General features: G+C 71.2%; 6 protein-coding genes and 2 pseudogenes. 7 read left to right on the top strand and 1 reads right to left on the bottom strand.

The genetic code is table 11. The annotated features are described in order from the left end of the window. Positions 1-504 precede the first annotated feature (504 nt). Together ACZ69M_RS10155 and ACZ69M_RS10150 are read left to right on the top strand one after the other, a co-directional pair. Positions 505-696 (top strand): MbtH family protein, encoded by a 192-nt coding sequence (locus tag ACZ69M_RS10155; protein ID WP_470048360.1) that lies wholly within the window; start codon positions 505-507, stop codon positions 694-696. Between the two features lie 297 nt (positions 697-993). Beyond that, complete coding sequence (locus ACZ69M_RS10150; RefSeq protein ID WP_470048405.1) at positions 994-1,494, top strand: peptidylprolyl isomerase; 501 nt, start codon at positions 994-996, stop codon at positions 1,492-1,494. 9 nt (positions 1,495-1,503) lie between these two features. On the opposite strand, the pseudogene ACZ69M_RS10145 reads toward ACZ69M_RS10150, so the two are convergent. Continuing rightward, a pseudogene (locus tag ACZ69M_RS10145) lies at positions 1,504-2,193 on the bottom strand (transposase); the annotation flags it as partial. A gap of 1,230 nt (positions 2,194-3,423) precedes the next feature. On the opposite strand from ACZ69M_RS10145, the gene ACZ69M_RS10140 reads away from it, so the two are divergent. The 5 genes and pseudogenes from ACZ69M_RS10140 to ACZ69M_RS10120 all read left to right on the top strand — a co-directional run. Next, positions 3,424-4,257 carry a phenylalanine 4-monooxygenase gene (locus ACZ69M_RS10140; RefSeq protein WP_470048358.1) on the top strand — a complete coding sequence of 278 codons (834 nt, stop codon included), beginning with the start codon at positions 3,424-3,426 and terminating at the stop codon, positions 4,255-4,257. Beyond that, positions 4,254-5,576: a lysine N(6)-hydroxylase/L-ornithine N(5)-oxygenase family protein gene (locus tag ACZ69M_RS10135; RefSeq protein ID WP_470048356.1), complete on the top strand. Its 1,323-nt coding sequence runs from the start codon at positions 4,254-4,256 to the stop codon at positions 5,574-5,576. The genes ACZ69M_RS10140 and ACZ69M_RS10135 overlap by 4 nt, the downstream gene beginning before the upstream one ends. A gap of 1 nt (position 5,577) precedes the next feature. Beyond that, positions 5,578-6,273: an FMN-binding negative transcriptional regulator gene (locus ACZ69M_RS10130; RefSeq protein WP_470048354.1), complete on the top strand. Its 696-nt coding sequence runs from the start codon at positions 5,578-5,580 to the stop codon at positions 6,271-6,273. Next, positions 6,270-17,102, top strand: a complete 10,833-nt coding sequence (locus ACZ69M_RS10125) for a non-ribosomal peptide synthetase (RefSeq protein WP_470048352.1) — start codon at positions 6,270-6,272, stop codon at positions 17,100-17,102. The genes ACZ69M_RS10130 and ACZ69M_RS10125 overlap by 4 nt, the downstream gene beginning before the upstream one ends. Positions 17,103-17,130: 28 nt before the next feature. Then, positions 17,131-20,457: pseudogene (locus ACZ69M_RS10120) on the top strand (type I polyketide synthase); the annotation flags it as partial. Positions 20,458-20,505 lie beyond the last annotated feature (48 nt).

Here is a 20,505-nt window from a genome sequence, read left to right as displayed (position 1 = left end):
ACCTCGTCCTTGCCGGATAGGGAGGAGGGGCACATCGCCTTGGGCCGCAGCCGCAGCTGCATCGATCTCAAGATCAGTTACGGGACAGCCCTTAGGGCATAAGCATCAATTAGCCTGCATCAAACGCCCCCTGAGGCTGTAGTACTTGGTGCCGTAGCCGCAGAGGCGGGGCTTGCCGGGCGGGCCGTCCAGCGGGAGGGGGAGGAACGTTCTGGCTGGTGCGTCGCTACGGGATCCGGAATTCAATATTCCACTTAATGGGTGCCACTCATGGACAATGTCACCAACGACCCTCTAGGATCTGAAATGCTACAACTTTCCTCAGTGGCCAGAATTCTACGGTTGCAGTGGTCGCGCGCTATACTCGAGCGGACCTCGCTGGAGTCTTGTGAAACCCTCACCGGTATCCCGGACTTCGTAGACAGAGCATCGACACACTAATTAGCGGCGTGGTGTGTCAAAGGAAAGTATGGAATTCTTCGGCGAAGAGGTGAGGTAAAAGCGGTGAGCGGCGGCAACGAGCAGTACAATGTTGTGTCCAATGATGAGGAACAGCACTCGATCTGGCCCGTCGGCAGGGAGCTTCCGGCGGGCTGGAACGATATTGGGTTCTCAGGCAGCAAGGGCGAGTGCCTGGCACATATCGCCGAGGTCTGGACGGATCTGACCCCACGGTCAGTGCGCCAAGGCCTCTGATCCAACGCGGCGTGAAGGCGATAGCGAGGTAATGGCTCCAAGCGACATGGTTCCTGGTTCGTTGAATCTCAAGGACCTGTCAAGCCTCCGCGGGACGCCGGCACGCAGCACCGTGGGCGAGGTTTGCGCGGGTTGGTGTAGTCGTGGGCGGCGCGTTGTGCCCCGGAAGGACGACTTGAGAGAGATCGCGAAACTTGTCGGACCCTGCTTCAGCTCCGACAGCGTCAAGTGGAGCCGGCCGGCGCAGATCATATAGGGTGAATGCGATTTCTTGATCGCTCACGAAAGAAGGCGAATATGACTCAGGTCGTGCTCACCACTAACTTTGGGACAATCACACTCGAGCTCGACGCCGGGAAGGCGCCGAAGACGGTCGAAAACTTCTTGGCCTATGTCAATGACGGACACTACGACCAGACCATCTTTCACCGAGTCATCCAGACGTTCATGATCCAGGGTGGAGGCTTCGTCGAGGGCATGTCGCAGAAGCCGACCCGCGCCCCGATTGAGAACGAGGCGGGTAACGGCCTGCGCAACACCCACTATGCCGTGGCCATGGCCCGTACCTCCGACCCGCACTCGGCGTCGGCGCAGTTTTTCATCAACACGGCAGAGAACGGCTTCCTCGACCACACCGCCCCTTCCCAGCAGGGGTGGGGTTACGCGGTGTTCGGCAAGGTCGTCGAGGGCTTCGAAGTGGTTGACAGGATCGCCGCAGTCCCTACCGGCCGCCGTAACGGCTTGCAGGACGTTCCGGTGGAGTCCGTGGTCATCATCAGTGCCAAGGTCGAGCAGTGAGCTCTTTCCGCGTTGCCGCTTCAGGGTGAGCACTGCTTTGGCGATTGACGTCATTCGAGTCGGGCTGCAGCGGGCGTGACGGAGGATCCTCCAGGTCTTGAGACGGGCGACGCCGCGCTCGACTGGGGCTCGGGTCCGGGCGAGCGCACGGTTGACGGTCTTCTGGGTGGGGGTGAGTTCGTGGCGGGGTCGGCGCTTGACCGCGGTGGTCACCCAGCGACCTGCGCCGGTGTAGGCGAGGTCGGCCAGGATCGGGACTCCCTGGCGTTCGCAGATCCTGATGATGCGGTGGGTGCGGGCGGCGATCAGGTCGTGGCTGCGGCCGGGCAGAGCAGGCGGCAGCCACAGCAGTCGCCCGGTCGGATCGGTGACGACCTGGACATTCACGCCGTGACGGCGGTGCTCGGCGGAGTAGTCTGCCTGGCCGTCGCCGACCCGGTCGCACTCAGCCAAGGTGCCGTCGAGGAGGACGAAGTCCGGATCTGCCTCGCGCAGCACCTTGAGCAGGCCGGGCGCCAGGTCGGCAAGCAGGTCGATGACCGCGGTGCTGTAGGCATACGCAGTGCCCACCGAAATGCCGAAGCCGGTAGCGAGCTGCGCGAGGGTGTCGTGCCGGCGCAGGTACACCAAGCCGACCAAGGCCCGTTGGTGCGGCGGGAGTTTGCAGCGCCAGTCACCATCGCGGGTGACGATGAGCATGGTGACCCACTCGACCAAGGCGTGCGGCAGGTCGAGTGCGGCAGGATTGGGAAACCAACGAGGCTCCCGCGCCGGTGAGTTGAGATTTCCAACACCTCCCTCAACGGCACCGGAGCCTCGTGCGTTGAGGACGTGCCGCCATCACCCGATCAGTGGCCACGCTGAAAGAACTCAATGAGGCCGTGACCGAAGGTTCGCCAGCCTGACGCCGGAAGGTCTGGCGTGTTGTACCGTCAGTAACCAGCCCGAGTCCAAGATGTCGCCGCCACGCGTTCCTGTTGGGCCGAGCCCTCTCAGATCAGCCACCGATCGGTTGGGATGGCTGTCTCACGTCCGAACTCGTCGACCAGGAGCCCTCGTTGGTCACGAGTCCTGCCGCACTGGCCTTGCCGCATACGTGCGTTGAGCGGGGCGCGACGCTCGCCGTCACCCGGGAGGGTGGACGAGTGCAATGAGGCTCCGGGTGGACGTGTTCGAGGAACGCTGCGGCGGGGGCGACCTGGGCCAGATCGAGTGCAAGGTATGTATCCGGGTCCCATGCAGGGGGAAGCGGAGCAGCGATACTGCGGGCGAGCGACCAGGCGGACACCCGGATTGCTCAACCGAGCCAGGAGCCCGACGACCCGTCAACTGCAGCCGCTGCAGTGCCAGGCCAGGCTGCTGACCACGAGTCCCGGCATCAGCCTGGTCCTGGCACAGGTGATGATCGCGGAGGTCGGGGCGGATAGGGGGACCAGATCACTTCGCCGATCGACTGGGCAGAGAACGGCGGACCCGACGCCTGCTCGCCCAACTCGCGGCACTCGGCCACGGTGATCACACGAGCGGTGCATCACGTGGTCGCCCGGTTGCGGGTGCCGGACGAGGGGCAAGGCGCCAGCCGCTACTACCGCTGCGGAGCCGGTTACGGCCAGCGGGACCCGCAGGACTTGAACCAGATCTGAGTGAGGCTCCGTGTCGGCCAGAGCAAAAGCCGCATAGTCGATCATGCTGCAAGTAAAGTCGCCATTGGGGTTAACTTCTCGAATTAATCGATTAGAGCGAAGGTTATGAGGCTGACCCCGAGGCCCCAAGCGGATTCATAGCTACCGCTAACGAACATTTGTCTTGCAGGTGATAGCGTGCTGGTGTACGTTGAAGTTCGCGGGGGAATTTTCTGAAAGCGTTCATATTGGTTCAGGGGTATTTCCCAGGCGGTCTGTTTTGTTGGCGACGTCTTTGGGATTCGTTGTGGACGGGCATGAGCGATTAATCAGCACACCGACAGATGACTCTGCTTATCGGCGGCGACGTGACGAGATCGCGGCTCTCGCGACTTTTTACGTGCGCGGTGATGTCATCCCCGAGGTGGAGTATACCGATGCCGAGCACGCCGTATGGCGACTGGTGGCCGAACGACTGCGCGAGCGGCATCGATCCCACGCAGCACCTGAATTTCTCGAAGCGGCCGAACAGCTCGGTGTAGGTGTTGAAGGAATTCCGCAGCTACAGGGTGTTGCTGACCGACTGAACGGGCTGACCGGGTTCCGGCTGCAGCCTGCTGCGGGCGTGGTTCCCTTCCATCGTTTCTGCGGCTCTCTGGCTGACGGGTATTTCCATTCCACGCAGTACATTCGCGACGGCGCGACGCCGTTCTACTCGGCCGAACCGGACGTCTTACACGAGGTCATCGGGCACGGCAGTGCCTTAGCTGACAGCCGGTTCGCCAACCTGTACAGGCTAGCCGGCGAGGCAGTGCGGCGAGTGGAAACCGAAGCTGCGGTGCAATTCATTTCCAAGGTGTTTTGGTTCACCATCGAGTGTGGCCTCCTTGATGCGCGCGACGGGCCGCGCGCTTATGGTGCCAGCATCGTGTCTTCCTACGGCGAGCTGGACCAGTTCCGCTCCGCCGAGATCCGAAGGCTGGCCATCGCCGACATGGTCGGTACCAGCTACGACATCACCCGGTATCAGGACACCCTTTACAGTGCCCGCTCTCTGGCGCATTTGGAAGATGTGGTCGGCGGGTTCTGGGAATCCTGCGATGACGCGTCCATCGACCGACTTCTGGAGGCTGCGAAGTGACCGGTGCAGCGGTTGAAAGAGACGCCCTAGAGAGTGACCGCTCGGTGAAGCCAGTGGTGCTGAACGTCGCAGGAATCGGGTTCGGTGCCGCGAATCTTGCGCTGGCCGCCGCACTGCATGAAACCGGCCAATCGGCTGGGGCGCTTTTCCTGGAAAAGCAGCAGAATTTCGGGTGGCATCGCGGCATGCTCATGGAGGGCGCCTCGATGCAGGTGTCCTTTCTCAAGGACATCGCCACGATGCGGAACCCGGTGAGTGACTTCGGCTTCCTCTCCTACTTACAGGAGAAGGGCAGGCTGGTGGATTTCATCAATCACGCCGTGTTGACGCCCTCGCGGTCCGAGTTCCACGACTATCTCAGCTGGGCTGCCGACCGGGTGCGCCACATGGTCGAGTACAGCGCTGAGATCACGGGTGTCCGGCCAGTGGTGGCGGACGGTGCGGTCGTCGCGCTGGACGTATTGGCGGGTGACCGGGTGGCCGCACGGGCCAGGAACCTGATCATCGCACAGGGCCTGCGTCCGCGCCTGCCCGAGGGTGTCGAGACCGGAGAGCGGGTCTGGCACAGTTCTCAACTTCTGCACCGGCTCCCCGAGTTCGACGAACGGGCTCCGAAGCGGGTCGTGGTGGTCGGCGCGGGGCAGAGTGCTGCCGAGATCGCCGGGCACCTGATGGACCGATACCCGGCGGCCGAGGTGTGTGCGGTGTTCACCCGCTACGGCTACAGCATCGCCGACGCCAGCCCCTTCGCCAACCGGGTCTTCGACCCGGCCGCGGTGGAGGACTTCTACAACGCTCCGTCGGCGGTGAAGCAGTCGTTGCTGCGCTACCACGGAGCCACCAACTACGCGGCGGTCGACGGGCAGGTACTCGATGGCCTGTACCGCCGGCAGTACGAACAGAGGGTGACGGGCGAGCCGCGACTCCGGGTCATGCACACTTCCCGGATCGACTCCGTCGACCTGCGTGCGGACAGTGTGGCGGTGCGAGTGCGGTTCCTGCCCACCGACGAGGTCACCGATCTCGAAGCCGATCTGGTCATCTACGCCACGGGGTACACCTCGCCCGACCCGGCGGAGCTGCTCGGCGGTATCGCGGGTTCGCTGTGCCGCGATGAGACGGGGGAACTGCTGATCGGCCGTGACTACCGGCTCCGCACCACCGCTGATTTCCGTTGCGGCATCTACGTGCAGGGCGCTACAGAGGCGACGCACGGTATCTCCTCGACCCTACTTTCGATGACCGCTGTCCGCGCGGGCGAGATCGCGGAGTCGCTGGCGGGCGACCGGCGGGCGCGGGCAGCAGAGAACTGGAACTGACATGCTCGAGCGTCCGCAGTATTCCGACCACCGCAGTGGTCCGATCCTGGCCTTACTGAAGGCCAACCCGCTGGCTCTGGTGGTGACGTCGGGGGAGCCGGCCCCGTTGGGCACGCACGCGCCGGTGTTGTTCCGCCAGGGGCCCGACGGTGCCGACGAGGAGACCGTCGCGGCTGACGGGACTTCCTTGGTCGGTGCGACGCTGGTCGGTCACATGGACGTACGCAACCCGCAGTGGACCGCGATGCAAGAGGGCGACCGGGCGCTGGTGGTGTGCCAGGGCCCGCACGGCTATGTGTCACCGACGGTGTACGGGGTCACGCCGGCGGCACCCACGTGGGACTTCACCGCAGTGCACATAGTGGGTTCCTTGCGCCCCACCGTCGACCCCGCAGAGGTGCTGGAGATCGTGCGGGACACCGCACGACGGTTGGAAGCCAACTTCGGGCAGGGGTGGGACCAGGAGTCCTCCGTGGACTACTTCCGCAGGATCGCGCCCGGTGTGGGTGCCTTCGAGCTACAGGTGGAGTCGGTACAGACGATGTTCAAGCTCAGTCAGGAGAAGCCGGCGCCGATGCGGCGGAGGATCGTCGAGGACTTCGAGGGCAGCGAGTCGGGGACACACCGGGATCTTGCCGCACTGATGCGGTCCCGGGGCATCGTCTGCCCGGGCGAAGAGCCCGAGTCGCTCGTATGACCAGAAACGCAGGGGGGCGGCCGGGTCTGCACTCGGCGCTGAGCAGGCTGAGGGAGCGCACGGCGAAGGCGGGCGCGGCGTCCATGGGCATCACCCCCGTGTCGCGGGACCAGCCGTTGGAGTTGTCGTTCGCACAACAGCGGCTGTGGTTCCTCGACCGACTGATGCCGGGCAGCGCGTTCTACAACTTCGGATCCGCCGTACGCGTGCGCGGTCCTTTGCGCACCGAAGTGCTCGGCCGGGCGCTGAGCCGGATCGTGGCGCGGCACGAGACGCTGCGCACCGTCTTTACCGACGACGGCGGTGTGCCATCCGCCGTCGTACTGGCCGCCGCGCCGGTGCCGGTGCCCGTGGTCGACGTCGCCGACGAGGTCGATGCGGAGCGACTGGCGGGTGAGGAAGCCGCACATCCCTTCAACCTGCGCCAGGGCCCGTTGCTGCGCGCCCGTCTGCTGCGGCTGGCCGAGGACGATCACGTACTGCTGTTAACGGTGCATCACATAGCGACCGATGGCTGGTCGCACGGCGTGCTGTGGGCCGAGCTCATTGCCGCGTATACCGCGCTGGCCGACGGCCAGGAACCACAGCTGCCCGAACTGCGCGTACAGTACGCCGACTTCGCCGCGTGGCAGCGCCGCATGCTGTCACCTGCCGAGCTGGATCGGCGCCTGGTGTTCTGGCGGGGGAGCCTTGCTGGCCTCACCCCCCTCGAGCTGCCGTTGGACCGGCCGCGCCCCGCAGTGGCGTCGGCCGAGGGCGGGGTCGTCATGTGGCAGCTGCCCGCAGACGTGGTCGCGGCCGCCCGAGCCGTGGGGGAGCAGCAGGGCGCGACCCTGCACATGACGCTGCTAGCCGCCTTCAGTATCGTGCTCGCGCGGCACGCCCGCACTGAGGACGTCGCCGTGGCACAACCTGTCGCCGGCCGGCCGATGTCCGAAGTCGAGAGCTTGATCGGATTCTTCGTCAACACCGTCGTGACTCGCACCGACCTGTCCGGCGACCCGACATTCCGCGAACTGGTCGACCGCGTGCGTACCGCGTCTGTGGACGCGATGGCGCATCAGGACGTGCCGTTCGAGTACCTGGTGGAGAAGCTGGTCCCCGAGCGTGATCTGTCGCGCAATCCGCTGGCCCAGGTCGTGTTCCAGGTCGTGCCGAGGGCGACGTCGGGCCTTGCGCCCTTCCCTGGTACTACCACCGAGCCGTTCGAGGGCGACCGCGCCTTCACACGGATGGACCTGGAGGTCTACCTCGGCGAGGACGCCGACGGCGGGGTGGGCGGCCTGGCCAACTACAGTCGGGCACTGTTCGACGCCGAGACGGTCGAAGGGCTGGCCCGGCATCTGACGTCCGTCCTGCGCGCGGCGTCCGAAGCCCCGGACACGCCGCTGTCCCGGCTGCCGATGACGGACGCCGACGAGCGGGCCGCGCTGCTCACGGCCGCGCACGGCGCGACCGTGCCCCTGCCCGAGGCCGCACTGCCGGAGCTGTTCGCCGCGCAGGCCGCGCGGACGCCGGACGCCGTGGCGGTGGCCGACGGCGCCGACCTGTGGACGTACGCCGCACTCGACCGGGCCGCCAACCGGCTCGCGCACGTCATCAAGGACCGCGGCGTCGGAGCGGAACACGTCGTCGCACTGGCGGCGCAGCGATCCGCGCGCCTGGTGGTCGGCGTCCTCGCCGTGCTCAAGGCGGGCGGCGCGTATCTGCCGCTGGACGACCGCAACCCGGCTGGGCGCACCCGAGCCGTCCTCACCGCCACCGGCGCGACGTTGCTGCTGACCGACCGCGACGAGGCAGTCCCGGGCGCCGAGGACCTGCCCGTGGTGGACCTGCGGGTCGACCCGGCCGATGTCCCGGACACCGCGCCCGACACGGTCGCGCACCCCGACGGCCTGGCGTACGTGATGTCCACCTCGGGCTCCACCGGTACGCCCAAGGGCGTCGCCGTGACGCACCGCGCCGTGGCCGCCCTGGCCCTGGACCGGCGCTGGGCCGACGGAGCGCACGAGCGCGTCCTGTTGCACTCGCCGCACGCCTTCGACGCCTCGACCTACGAACTGTGGTCGCCCCTGCTGTCGGGCCGCCGCGTGGTCGTCGCCCCGCCCGGAGCGATCGGGCCGAGGGCGATCGCGCGCGCCGCCGCCGAACACGGCGTCACCGCGCTCTGGCTGACCTCGGGCCTGTTCGACCTGGTCGCCGAGGAGGACGTGGCCTGCCTCGCGGGCCTCCGCACGGTCATCGCCGGCGGCGACGCCGTGCAGCCCGCGACCGTGGCCCGCGTGCGCGCCGCGCACCCCGGCCTCATGGTCCTCAACGGCTACGGCCCCACCGAGACCACGACGTTCGCCACCGTGCACGCCCTCGCACCGGGAGAGCCCTCGCCGGCAGGCCGCGTGCCCATCGGCACCCCGCTCGACAACACCGGCGCCTACGTCCTCGACGACCGGCTGCGGCCGGTGCCCTTCGGCGTACCCGGTGAGCTGTACGTCTCCGGCGTGGGCCTCGCGCGCGGCTACGCCGGCCACCCCGCCGCCACCGCGGAACGTTTCCTGCCCGACCCCTTCGGCCCGCCCGGAACGCGCATGTACCGCACGGGCGACGTGGTGCGCCGTCGCCCCGGCGGCGTCCTCGAGTTCCTCAGCCGTGCCGACGGCCAGGTGAAGCTGCGCGGCTTCCGCGTGGAGCCGGGCGAGGTCGAGGCCGCGCTGGCCGGGCACCCCGCCGTCGCGCGCGTCGCCGTCGTCGTACGGGAGGACGGCGCGGTGGGCAAGCGGCTCGTCGCCTACGTCGTCCCGCGAGCCGGAGCCGAACTCGACGTCGCCGGGCTGCGCACGCACGCCTCGGCGGCCCTGCCGGACTACCTGGTGCCGTCCGCGTACGTCCTGCTCGACACGCTGCCGCTCGCCGCGACCGGCAAGGTCGACCGCGCCGCGCTGCCCGCGCCCCAGGAGGAGGCGGGCGCGGGTCACGTCGCGCCGCGCACCGAGACCGAGCGGGCGCTGTGCGGCATCTTCGCCGAGGTGCTGGGCGTCGCGGAGTTCGGCGTCGAGGACGACTTCTTCGTACGCGGCGGGCACTCGCTGCTCGCGACGCGCGTCATCGCCCGCATCGCGGGCGCGCTCGGGGCCGAGGTGCCGCTGCGGAACCTGTTCGAGCAGCGCACGCCCCGCACGCTCGCCACCGTCGTGGAAGCGTCGGCGGCCACCACCGCGCCGCCGCTGGTACCGGTGGAGCGAGGCGGCCGGCTGCCGCTGTCGTTCGCACAGCAGCGGCTGTGGTTCCTCGACCAGCTCACCCCGGGCAGCGCGTCCTACACCTCCGGCGGAGCCGTGCGGGTGCGCGGCACCGTCGACCCGGAGCGGCTCGCGGCCGCCCTGACGGCCGTCGTCGCCCGGCACGAGGCGCTGCGGACGACCTTCGCCATCGAGGACGGCGTCCCCGTCGCGGTCATCGACCCTCCCGCGCCCGTCCCGCTGCCCCTGATCGAGGTGGACGGCGTCGACGCGGCACGCGCTGCGGCCTCCACCGAGCTCTCCACCGGCTTCGACCTGGCCCGGGGCCCGCTGCTGCGCGCCACCCTGCTGCGCCTCGGCCCGGTCGACCACGTGCTCGTCGTCGCCGTGCACCACGTGGCGACCGACGGCTGGTCCCAGGCGCTGCTGTGGGCGGAGGTGGCGGCCGCGTATTCCGGTACCGCGCCGGCCGAGCTGCCCGTGCAGTACGCCGACTTCGCCGTATGGCAGCGGTCCTGGCTCTCCGGAGACGTCCTGGAGCAGCGCGCCCAGCACTGGATGGAGCGGCTCGCCGACCTCCCCCCGCTGGAGCTGCCGCTCGACAAGGCGCGCCCCGCCGTCGCCACCGGCCGGGCGGGCGCCCTTCCGTGGTCCGTCCCCGCCGACCTCGTCCGCGCCGCCCGCGCCGTCGCCGCCCAGGAGGGCGCGACGCTGTACATGGCCCTGCTGGCCGCCTTCGACATCGTGCTCTCCCGTTACGCGCGGACCGACGACGTGGCCGTGGGCTCGCCCACGGCGGGCCGTACGCACGCCGAGGTTGAGGCGCTGATCGGCTTCTTCGTCAACGTCGTCGTGGTCCGCACGGACACCTCGGGCGACCCAACGTTCCGCGAACTCCTGGGCCGCGTACGGGAGGCGGCCGTCGGCGCCGTCGAGCACCAGGACGTGCCCTTCGAGCACCTGGTGGAGCGGCTCCGCCCGGAGCGCGACCTCTCCCGCAACCCGTTGGTGCAGGTGGCGTTCCAACTGCTCACCGGCTCCCCGGGGTGGCCCTCGTGGGCGGACGCCGAGGTCGAGCACTTCGACCTCGACCACGCGTACACCCGGATGGACCTCGAAGTGCACGCCGTCGAGGTCGGCGACGACGTCACCGCGACCGTGCTCTACGCGGCTGACCTGTTCGACGCCGACACCGTCCGCCAGCTCATGCACCACGTCACCGTGGTCCTCGGCCAGGTGCTGGCCGACCCCGACCGGCCGATCTCTGCGGCGACGATGCTCGACGACGCCGACAGGCACCGCGTGCTCGTCGAGTGGAACGACACCGCCGCGCCGCTCCCGGACGGCTCAGTGCCACGGCTCTACGCCGAGCAGGCCGCCCGTACGCCTGACGCCGTGGCCCTGGTCTGCGGCGACGAGCGGGTGGCGTACGCCGAACTCGACCGGCGCGCCAACCGGTTCGCGCACATCCTCCTCGCCCACGGCGTCGGCCCGGACGAGCCGGTCGGCGTCGCCACCGGCCGCTCCGTCGACATGGTCGCGGCCGTCCTCGGCATCCTGAAGGCGGGCGGTGCCTACGTGCCGCTCGACCCGCGCAACCCCTCGGGCCGCACCGAGCGGATCGTGGCCACCTCCGGCCTGCGCGTCGTCATCGCCGACCGGCCCGTGCCCGGAACCGCCGGCGTGACGGTCCTCGATGCCGCCCACCCGGGCGACGCGCCCGACACCGACCCCGGCATCGACCCGGACCGCGACGCGACGGCGTACGTGATCTACACGTCCGGATCGAGTGGCGAGCCCAAGGGCGTCGCGGTGACCCACGGCAACATCGTGGTCCTCGCCGCCGACCGCCGGTGGCGCAACGGCAACCACGAACGGGTGCTGCTGCACTACCCGCTGGCCACCGACATCTCCACCTACGAGCTGTGGCCGTTCCTGCTTGCGGGCAAGCAGATCGTCATCGCCGCCGACGAGCACGTCGAGCCGCAGACCTTCGACCGGCTGATCCGCGAGCACGGCGTCACCGCGATGTGCCTGCCCGCGCCGCTCTTCAGCCTCCTCGTCGAGGAGTGCCTGCCCTGCTTCGAGGGCCTGCGCGAGGTGCTGACCGGCGGCGAGGCCGTGTCGGGCGAGACCGTCGCCCGCGTCATGGCCGCCCACCCGAAGCTGACCGTGGTCGACGCCTACGGCCCGACCGAGGCGACCGCGTTCGCCACCCTGTTCCCGATGGAACCCGGCTTCACCCTGGCGGGCTCCCGGGTCCCGATCGGCGCGCCGATCGACAACACCCGCGTGTACGTCGTCGATGGCGACCTGCGGCCGGTGCCGCTGGGGGTCGCGGGCGAGCTGGTCATCGCCGGGCCGCGCGTGGCGCGCGGCTACGTGGGGATGCCCGAGCTGACCGCCGAGAAGTTCGTGCCCGACCCGTGGGGCCCGGCCGGCGCGCGGATGTACCGCACCGGCGACGTCGTGCGCTGGCTGCCCGGCGGCGCCCTGGAGTTCCTCGGCCGCGGCGACGCGCAGGTGAAGATCCGCGGCTTCCGGGTGGAGCTGGGCGAGATCGAGGCCGTGCTGCTGCGCCACCCCGCCGTGTCGCAGGTGACCGTCGCCGTCCGCGAGGACGTCCCCGGTGACAAGCGCCTGGTGGCGTACGTGGTGCTCGAACCCGGCCACGCCGAGGACGTGCTGCCCGCGCTCCGCGCCCACGCGGTCGGCGGCGTGCCGGACTACATGGTCCCCTCGGCGTTCGTCGCCCTCGACGAGTTCCCGCTCTCCACCACCGGCAAGATCGACCGCAGGGCGCTGCCCGCTCCCGACGCGCGCTCCGTCGCCGAGGCCGCGTACGTACCGCCCACGACCGAGCCCGAGAAGGCACTCTGCGAGATCTTCGCCGAGGTCCTCGAAGTGCAGCCGATCGGCGCCGACGACGACTTCTTCGCCCTCGGCGGCCACTCGCTGCTCGCCACCCGGGCGATCGCGAAGATCCGTGCCCGCTTCGGGCCCGCCGCCGAGCTGAAGTCGCTGTTCGAGCTGCGCACACCCCGCAGGCTCGCCGAGGCGGTGGGTGAGCTCGCCGCCGAGGTGGACGTGATCCGGCCCGTGCCGCGCGACGGCGCGCTGCCGCTCTCCTTCTCCCAGCAGCGGCTGTGGTTCCTCGACCGGCTCACCCCGGACAGCGGCTTCTGGAACGTGGCGATGGGCGTCCGCGCCCGTGGCGCCTTCGACGTCGACGCCTTCCGCTCCGCCCTGTCGGTCGTCGTCGCCCGGCACGAGGCGCTGCGCACGGTCTTCCCCGACGACGGGGGCGGCACGCCGGTCGCCGTCGTCCAGGACGTACGGGAGATCCCCCTCGCCGTCACCGACGTCGCCGACGAGGCCGAGGCGCTGGCGCTCGCCGCCGCGGACGCGGCCCTGCCGTTCGACCTGGCACGGGGCCCGCTGCTCCGCGCCCGCGTGCTGCGGCTCGCGCCGCAGGACCACGCCGTCCTGATCACCGCGCACCACGCCGTCACCGACGGCTGGTCGCACGCGGTCTTCTGGGGCGAGCTGGCCGAGGCGTACACCGCCGCGCTCGAAGGGCGCGAGCCCGTCCTGCCCGAACTACCCGTACAGTACGGCGACTTCGCCGTCTGGCAGCGTGCGCACCTCGACGGTGCCGTGCTCGACCGGCACGTGGAGTACTGGCGCGACCGGCTCGCCGGCGTACGCCCGCTGGAACTGCCGCTCGACCACCCGCGTCCCGCCCTGGCCACCTCGGCTGGCGCCTCCCAGTCGTGGGAGCTGCCCGAGGACCTGGTCCGCGCCGCGCGGGCGCTCGGCGACGACGAGGGCGCCACGCTCTACATGACGCTGCTCGCCGCGTTCTCCCTCACCCTCGCGCGCTTCGCCGGCACCGAGGACGTCGCCGTCGGCACGCCCGTCGCGGGCCGCACCCGCGCCGAGGTGGAGCGGCTGATCGGCTTCTTCGTCAACATGCTCGTGCTGCGGACCGACCTGTCCGGCGACCCGACCTTCCGGGAACTGCTCGGCCGCGTACGCGAGTCGGCGGTCGGTGCCATGGAGCACCAGGACCTGCCGTTCGAGAACCTGGTGGAGGCGCTCGCGCCCGAGCGCGACCTCTCCCGCAACCCGCTGGTGCAGGTGGTCTTCCAGCTCATGCGGGCCCCCAGCGACAAGGGCGACCGGCTCGGCGAGGCGCGGCTCGAACTGCTGCTCGACGAGCACGCGTTCACCCGTGTCGACCTGGAGGTGCACCTGACCGAGGACGGCGACCGCGTCCGCGGCACGGTCCTGCACGCCACGGCGCTCTTCGAGGCCGAGACCGTACGCAGGCTGCTGCACCACCTCACCGTCGTCCTGCGCGCCGCGCTCGCCGACCCGGACGCGCCGCTGTCCACGGTCTCCCTCCTGGACGACGCCGACCGCCACCAGCTCCTGGAGGGCTGGAACGACACGGAGGTGCCGTACCGGGACGCGTCGCTCGCCGAGCTCTTCGACGAGCAGGTCGCCCGCACGCCGGACGCCCGCGCCGTGGAGTACGGCGACGACACCCTCACCTACGCCGAACTGGGCCGCGCCGCCGACCGGGTCGCCCGACGGCTGCGCGCCCGAGGGGTGCGCCCGGACGATCTCGTCGGGCTCTGCCTCGACCGGAGCACCGCGATGATCGTGGGGCTCGTCGGCATCCTGAAGGCGGGCGCGGCGTACGTGCCGATCGACCCGACCCACCCCGCCGAGCGGGTCCGGCTCATCGTGGACGACGCGGGGATGGCCGTGGCCGTCACCGAGCGGGCCCACGCGGGCGTGTTCGCCGACGGCACCGCGCTCGTCCTGCTGGACGGCCTGTCCGAGACCGAGACCGAGACCGAGACCGACGCCGAGCCGGACGCCGTCCCCGGTCCCGACTCGCTGGCGTACGTCGTCTACACCTCGGGCTCCACCGGCACCCCGAAGGGCATCGCCATGCCCGCGCGGTGCGTGGTGAACATGCTGGCCTGGCAGAAGAAGGCCGTCCCCGGCGGCCCCGGCACGCGCACCGCGCAGTTCACCGCCCTCACCTTCGACGTCTCGGTGCAGGAGGTCCTCTCCGCACTGCTCTACGGCGAGACGCTGGTCATTCCCGCCGACGAGGTGCGCCGCGATCCGGCGCGATTCGCCCGCTGGCTGGACGAGCGGGCCGTCGAGCAGGTCTTCGTACCGAACCTGATGATCCGCGCGCTCGCCGAGGAGGCCAACGCGGGCCGCGCCCGGCTGACCTCCCTGCGGCACATGTCGCAGGCCGGCGAGCCGCTGTCGCTGGACGCAGCGCTGCGGGAGTTCTGCGCCGCCCGGCCGGAGCTGCGCATCCACAACCACTACGGGTCGACCGAGATCCAGGTCGTCACCGCCTTCACCCTGCCGGCCGATGTCGCCGACTGGCCCGGCACCGCCCACCTCGGGTGGCCGGTCGACAACTCCCGTGCGTACGTGCTCGACCGCGAGCTGCGGCCCGTGCCCGTGGGCGTGGCGGGCGAGCTGTGCTTCGCGGGCCCCGGCCTCGCGGGCGGCTACGTCGGCAAGCCGGAGCTGACCGCGGCGAAGTTCGTGCCCAACCCCTTCGGGCCGGCGGGTTCCCGCCTCTACCGCACGGGTGACCTGGGCCGTTGGCGGCCGGACGGCAGCCTGGAATTCCTGGGCCGACTCGACCACCAGGTCAAGGTCCGCGGCTTCCGGGTGGAGCTGGGCGAGGTCGAGGCCGTGCTGCTGCGCCACCCCGAGGTGGCGCGCGCCGTCGTCGTCGCCCGCGACGACGCCCCGGGCGTCAAGCGGCTCGTCGGCTACGTCGTACCCGCCCCCGGAGTCGACCGCGACCTGCCCGCGCGGCTGCGCGCGCACCTCGCCGAGGCCGTGCCGGACTACATGGTGCCGTCCGCGTTCGTCGCGCTCGACGCGTTCCCGCTGACCACCACCGGCAAGGTCGACCGCGGCGCACTGCCCGCGCCCGACCTGCGCACCGCCCTCGACGTGGGCTTCGCCGCGGCGGGCAGCCGCGAGGAGGAGGCCCTCTGCGGCATCTTCCGCGAGGTCCTCGAAGCCGAACGGGTCGGTGTCGACGACGACTTCTTCGCCCTGGGCGGGCACTCGCTGGTCGCGGCCCGCACGGTCGCCCGCATCCGTGAGGTGCTCGGCGTCGAGGTGTCCCTGCGCGAACTGTTCCACCACCGCACGCCGCGCGCGCTCGCCGAGGTCGCGGCCACCGCGCCGCGCTCGGCCGTGCCGCCGCTGGTGCCGGTGGAGCGGGACAGGCCGCTGCCGCTCTCGCTGCCCCAGCGCCAGCTGTGGAGCCTGCACGAGGCGGACCCGGACGACGCGATGTGGACGATCCCGCTGGCCGTACGGATCCGGGGCGACCTGGACGTGGAGCTGCTCGGCCGCGCGGTGACCGAGGTCGTCCGCAGGCACGAGGTGCTGCGCACGGTGTTCGTACCGGGCGACGAGCCGACGACGGTCGTGCTGCCCGCAGCCGAGATCGAACTCCTCGCCGTGGACGTGCCGGACGAGGCGGCCGCGCGCGCCGCGGCGGGCGAGGAGGCCGCCCGGCCCTTCGACCTGGTCAGGGGCCCCGTGCTCCGGCCGTCGCTGCTGCGGATCGCCCCCGACGACCACGTTCTGATGCTGACGGTGCATCACATCGCCACGGACGGCTGGTCGCAGGGCGTGCTCTGGTCGGAGCTGTCCCGGGCGTACGAGGCGCTGCGCGAGGGCCGCGCACCGGAACTGCCCGAACTGCCCGTGCAGTACGGAGACTTCGCCGCATGGCAGCGGTCCTGGCTGACAGGCGCCGTACTCGACGAGCAGCTCGACCACTGGCGCGACCGGCTCGGTGGGCTTCGGCCCCTGGTGCTGCCCGGCGCCCGGACCGCGACGGCCCGGGACGACGCCGGTGTGCTGACCGAGTGGCGGCTGCCGGCCGAACTGGTCGACACCGCCCGGCAGGTCGGCGCCGCGCACGGGGCCACGCTCTACATGACCCTGCTCGCCGCGTTCACCGCGACGCTCGCCCGGCACACCGGCTCCGACGACCTCGCCGTGGGGTCGCCCGTGGCGGGCCGCACCCGGGCCGAGGTGGAGGGCCTGATCGGCTTCTTCGCCAACTTCGTGCCCCTGCGCGTCGGCTTCGACGGCGACCCGACCTTCGCCGAACTCCTCGGCCGCGTCCACACGACCTCGGTCGACGCCTACGCCCATCAGGCCCTGCCGTGGGAGCGGGTCGCCGAGGGCCTGGGCCTCGACCCGGACCAGCCGCTCGTGGACGTGGTGTTCCAGCTCGTCAACGTCGAGCTGGGCGAGCTGCGCCTGCCCGGCGTACGCGTCGAGCCGTTCGCCGGCGAGCGCGTGTACGCCCGCTGGAACCTCGAAGTGCACCTCGTCGAGGACCCCGACGGCGGCCTCACCGGGCACGTCGTGCACCGTGCCGCCGTACTCGACCAGGCCACCGTCGACGTCCTCCTCGCGGACACCGCCGCGCTGCTGGCCGCCGCGCTCACCGATCCCTCCCTGCCCGTTTCCACTCTCCCGATCTCGGACCCGCTGGAGGGGACCACCCATGCCTGAGTCGCTGGACGCCTCACCGGCCGGTCAGTTGCCCGCACTCGCCCACCGTCTCGGCGGTCTGCCCGAGCCCGAGCGGCGCCGACTGGTGCTCGACCTCGTACTGGCCCAGGTCGCCGAGGTGCTCGAAATCGGCACTGCCGATGACGTGCACCCCGACCGCGCCATCCGCGAGCTGGGACTGCGCTCCCTGACCGCCGTACAGCTGTTGCTGCGGCTCAGCCGGATCACCGGCGTCAAGCTGCCGACGACGGCCATCTACGACTACCCGACCGCGCGCGCCCTGGCGGACGTGCTGGTCGACGCGGCGGGCGGGAAGCACGTCGCCCTCGCCGACGACGAGCCCGTGCGGCGCGCCGACGACGACGATCCGATCGCGGTGGTCGGCATGGCCTGCCGCTACCCGGGCGGGGCCACCACGCCCGACGAGCTGTGGCAGGTCGTCGCCGAGGGGCGCGACGCCATCTCGTCCTTCCCCGAGGACCGGGGCTGGGACCTCGCCGCGCTCGCCGACCAGTCGGGACCGACGGCCAGCCTCACCCGGCACGGCGGCTTCCTGGAGGACGTCGCCCTCTTCGACGCGGGGTTCTTCGGCATCAGCCCCCGCGAGGCGCAGCTGATGGACCCGCAGCAGCGGCTGCTCCTGGAAACCTCCTGGGAGGCGCTGGAGCGCGCGGGCGTCGAGCCCGGCTCCTGGCGCGGCGGTAAGGTCGGCGTGTTCGTCGGCGCCAACGCCCAGTCGTACTCCTCGCTGCTCTCGGGCGTCCCCGAGGGCGGCGACGGCCACGCCCTGACCGGCCGTCTCTCCAGCGTCCTCTCCGGGCGCATCGCTTATGTGCTGGGCCTGGAGGGTCCCGCCGTCACGGTCGACACGGCGTGCTCGTCCTCGCTGGTGGCCATCCACATGGCCGTACGCTCGCTGCGCTCGGGTGAGTCCACGATGGCGCTCGCGGGCGGTGTGACCGTCATGCACACCCCCGAGCTGTTCGTCGACTTCACCAAGCAGGGCGGCCTCTCCGCCGACGGCCGCAGCCGCTCCTACGCCAAGGCCGCCGAGGGCCTGGGCTGGTCCGAGGGCGTCGGCGTGCTGCTGCTCGAACGCCTCTCCGACGCGCGCCGCAACGGACACGAGGTCCTGGCCCTGCTGACCGGCAGCGCGACCAACCAGGACGGCGCGTCCAACGGCCTGACCGCGCCGAGCGGCGCGGCCCAGCAGCGCGTGGTGCGGCAGGCGCTCGCCGACGCGGGCCTTCACGCCGCCGACGTGGACACGGTCGAGGGCCACGGCACCGGCACCAAGCTGGGCGACCCGATCGAGGCGCAGGCACTGCTCGCCTCGTACGGGCAGGACCGCGACCGGCCGCTCTGGCTGGGCTCGCTCAAGTCCAACCTCGGCCACATGCAGGCCGCGGCGGGCGTCGGCGGCGTCATGAAGATGGTCCTCGCGCTGCGGAACGGCGTGCTGCCGAAGACCCTGCACGTGGACGCGCCGTCGCCGCACGTGGACTGGGTGTCGGGCGCGGTGGAGCTGCTGACCGAGGCCCGGGACTGGCCGCGCACCGACCGGCCGCGCCGGGCGGGTGTGTCCTCGTTCGGCGTGAGCGGGACCAACGCCCATGTGATCGTGCAGGAGGCGCCGGAGGCCGTACCGGCAGAAGCGCCCGAGACCCCTGAGGCCGGAGCTCCCGAGACCGGTGCCGTGACCGTGCCCCTCCCGTGGACGCTGTCCGCGCGCACCGAGGACGCGCTGCGCGCCCAGGCCGCCCGGCTGCGCACCTTCGTCGCCGCCGACCCCGCGCTGAAGCCCGCCGATGTGGGCCTGTCGCTGGTGACCCGCCGTACGGCGTTCGACCACCGCGCGGCGGTCGTGGGCCGTGACCGCGCCGAACTCATCGCCGGTCTCGACGTGCTGGCCTCCGGCGGCGCCGACCCGGCCGTCGTGCGCGGCACCGCAGGGGCCGACGGCCGCGTGGTCTTCGTCTTCGCAGGCCAGGGCGGGCAGTGGCTCGGCATGGGCGTCGAACTCCTCGACACCTCACCGGTGTTCGCCGAGAAGATGGCCGCGTGCGAACGCGCCCTCGCCCCGTACCTCGACTGGTCGGTCGTCGACGTCCTGCGCGGCGTCGAGGGCGCGCCGCCGCTGCGCCGCGTGGACGTGGTGCAGCCGGTGCTGTGGGCCGTGATGGTGTCGCTGGCCGAGGTGTGGCGGGCGCACGGTGTGGTGCCGTCGGCGGTGGTCGGGCACTCGCAGGGCGAGATCGCCGCCGCGTGCGTCGCCGGCGCCCTCACCCTGGAGGACGCGGCGAAGATCGTCGCCCTGCGCGCGAAGGCCGTCGTCGACCTGCCCGGCCGCTGCGGCATGGGCTTCGTGTCGGCGCCCGCCGCCGACGTCGAGAAGATGGTGGAGCGCTGGGCAGGCCGGCTCGGCGTGGCCGCGGTCAACAGCCCCCGGTCGCTGGTGGTTGCGGGCGAGCGCGAGGCGCTGGAGGAGCTGCTCGACCTCTGCGACGACGAGAACCTGCGCGCGGGCCGTGTCGCCGCCGACTACGCGTCGCACTCCCCGCAGGTCGAGGCCGTCCGCGAGCGGCTCCTCGGCGAGCTGAAGGGCATCAGGCCCCGCGACAGCGAGATTCCGCTCTACTCCACGGTGACCGCCGACTGGGTCGACGGCAGCGAGCTGGACACCCGCTACTGGTACCGGAACCTGCGCGAGCCGGTGCGCTTTGCCGACGCCGTACGGGGACTCCTGGCCGAGGGCTACCGCGGCTTCGTCGAGGTGAGCCCGCACCCCGTCCTCACCGTCGCCATGCAGCAGACCGCCGAGGCCGAGGGCGTGGAGCTGCACGTCGCCGCGACCCTGCGCCGGGACGAGAGCGACCAGCAGCGGTTCACCCTGTCCCTGGCCGAGGTGGCCGCGGCGGGCGTGCCGGTCGACTGGCGGCCGCTGTTCGACGCCACCGGCGCGCGACCGGTCGAGCTGCCCACGTACGCCTTCCAGCGCGAGCGCTACTGGCTCGCCCCCGGGACGGCGGGCGCCGGCGACCTCGCCGCCGTCGGCCTCGTCGCGGGCGGACACCCGCTGGCCGGTGCCGAGGTCGAACTGCCCGACGACGGGGGCCTCGTCCTCTCCGGCCGGATCACCCCCGACGCGTACCCGTGGCTGGCCGACCACGCCGTCCTGGGCACGGTCGTCGTGCCGGGCACGGCCGTCCTGGAGCTGGTCGCCCACGCGGGCGCCCGGCTGGGCTGCGGCCGGATCGAGGAACTCACCCTGGCCGCCCCGATCGGTGTGCCCGCCGACGGGCTCGCCCTGCGCGTGACCGTTCGCGGCGCCGACGAGGACGGCCGGCGCGCCGTCGCCGTCCACGCGCTCGCCGACGGCGACTGGACCCCGCACGCGTCGGGC

This window comes from Streptomyces sp. NPDC107454 (assembly GCF_055582885.1).
Note: the sequence above shows the minus strand (reverse complement) of the source record. Positions and strands in the feature narration are given on the sequence as shown.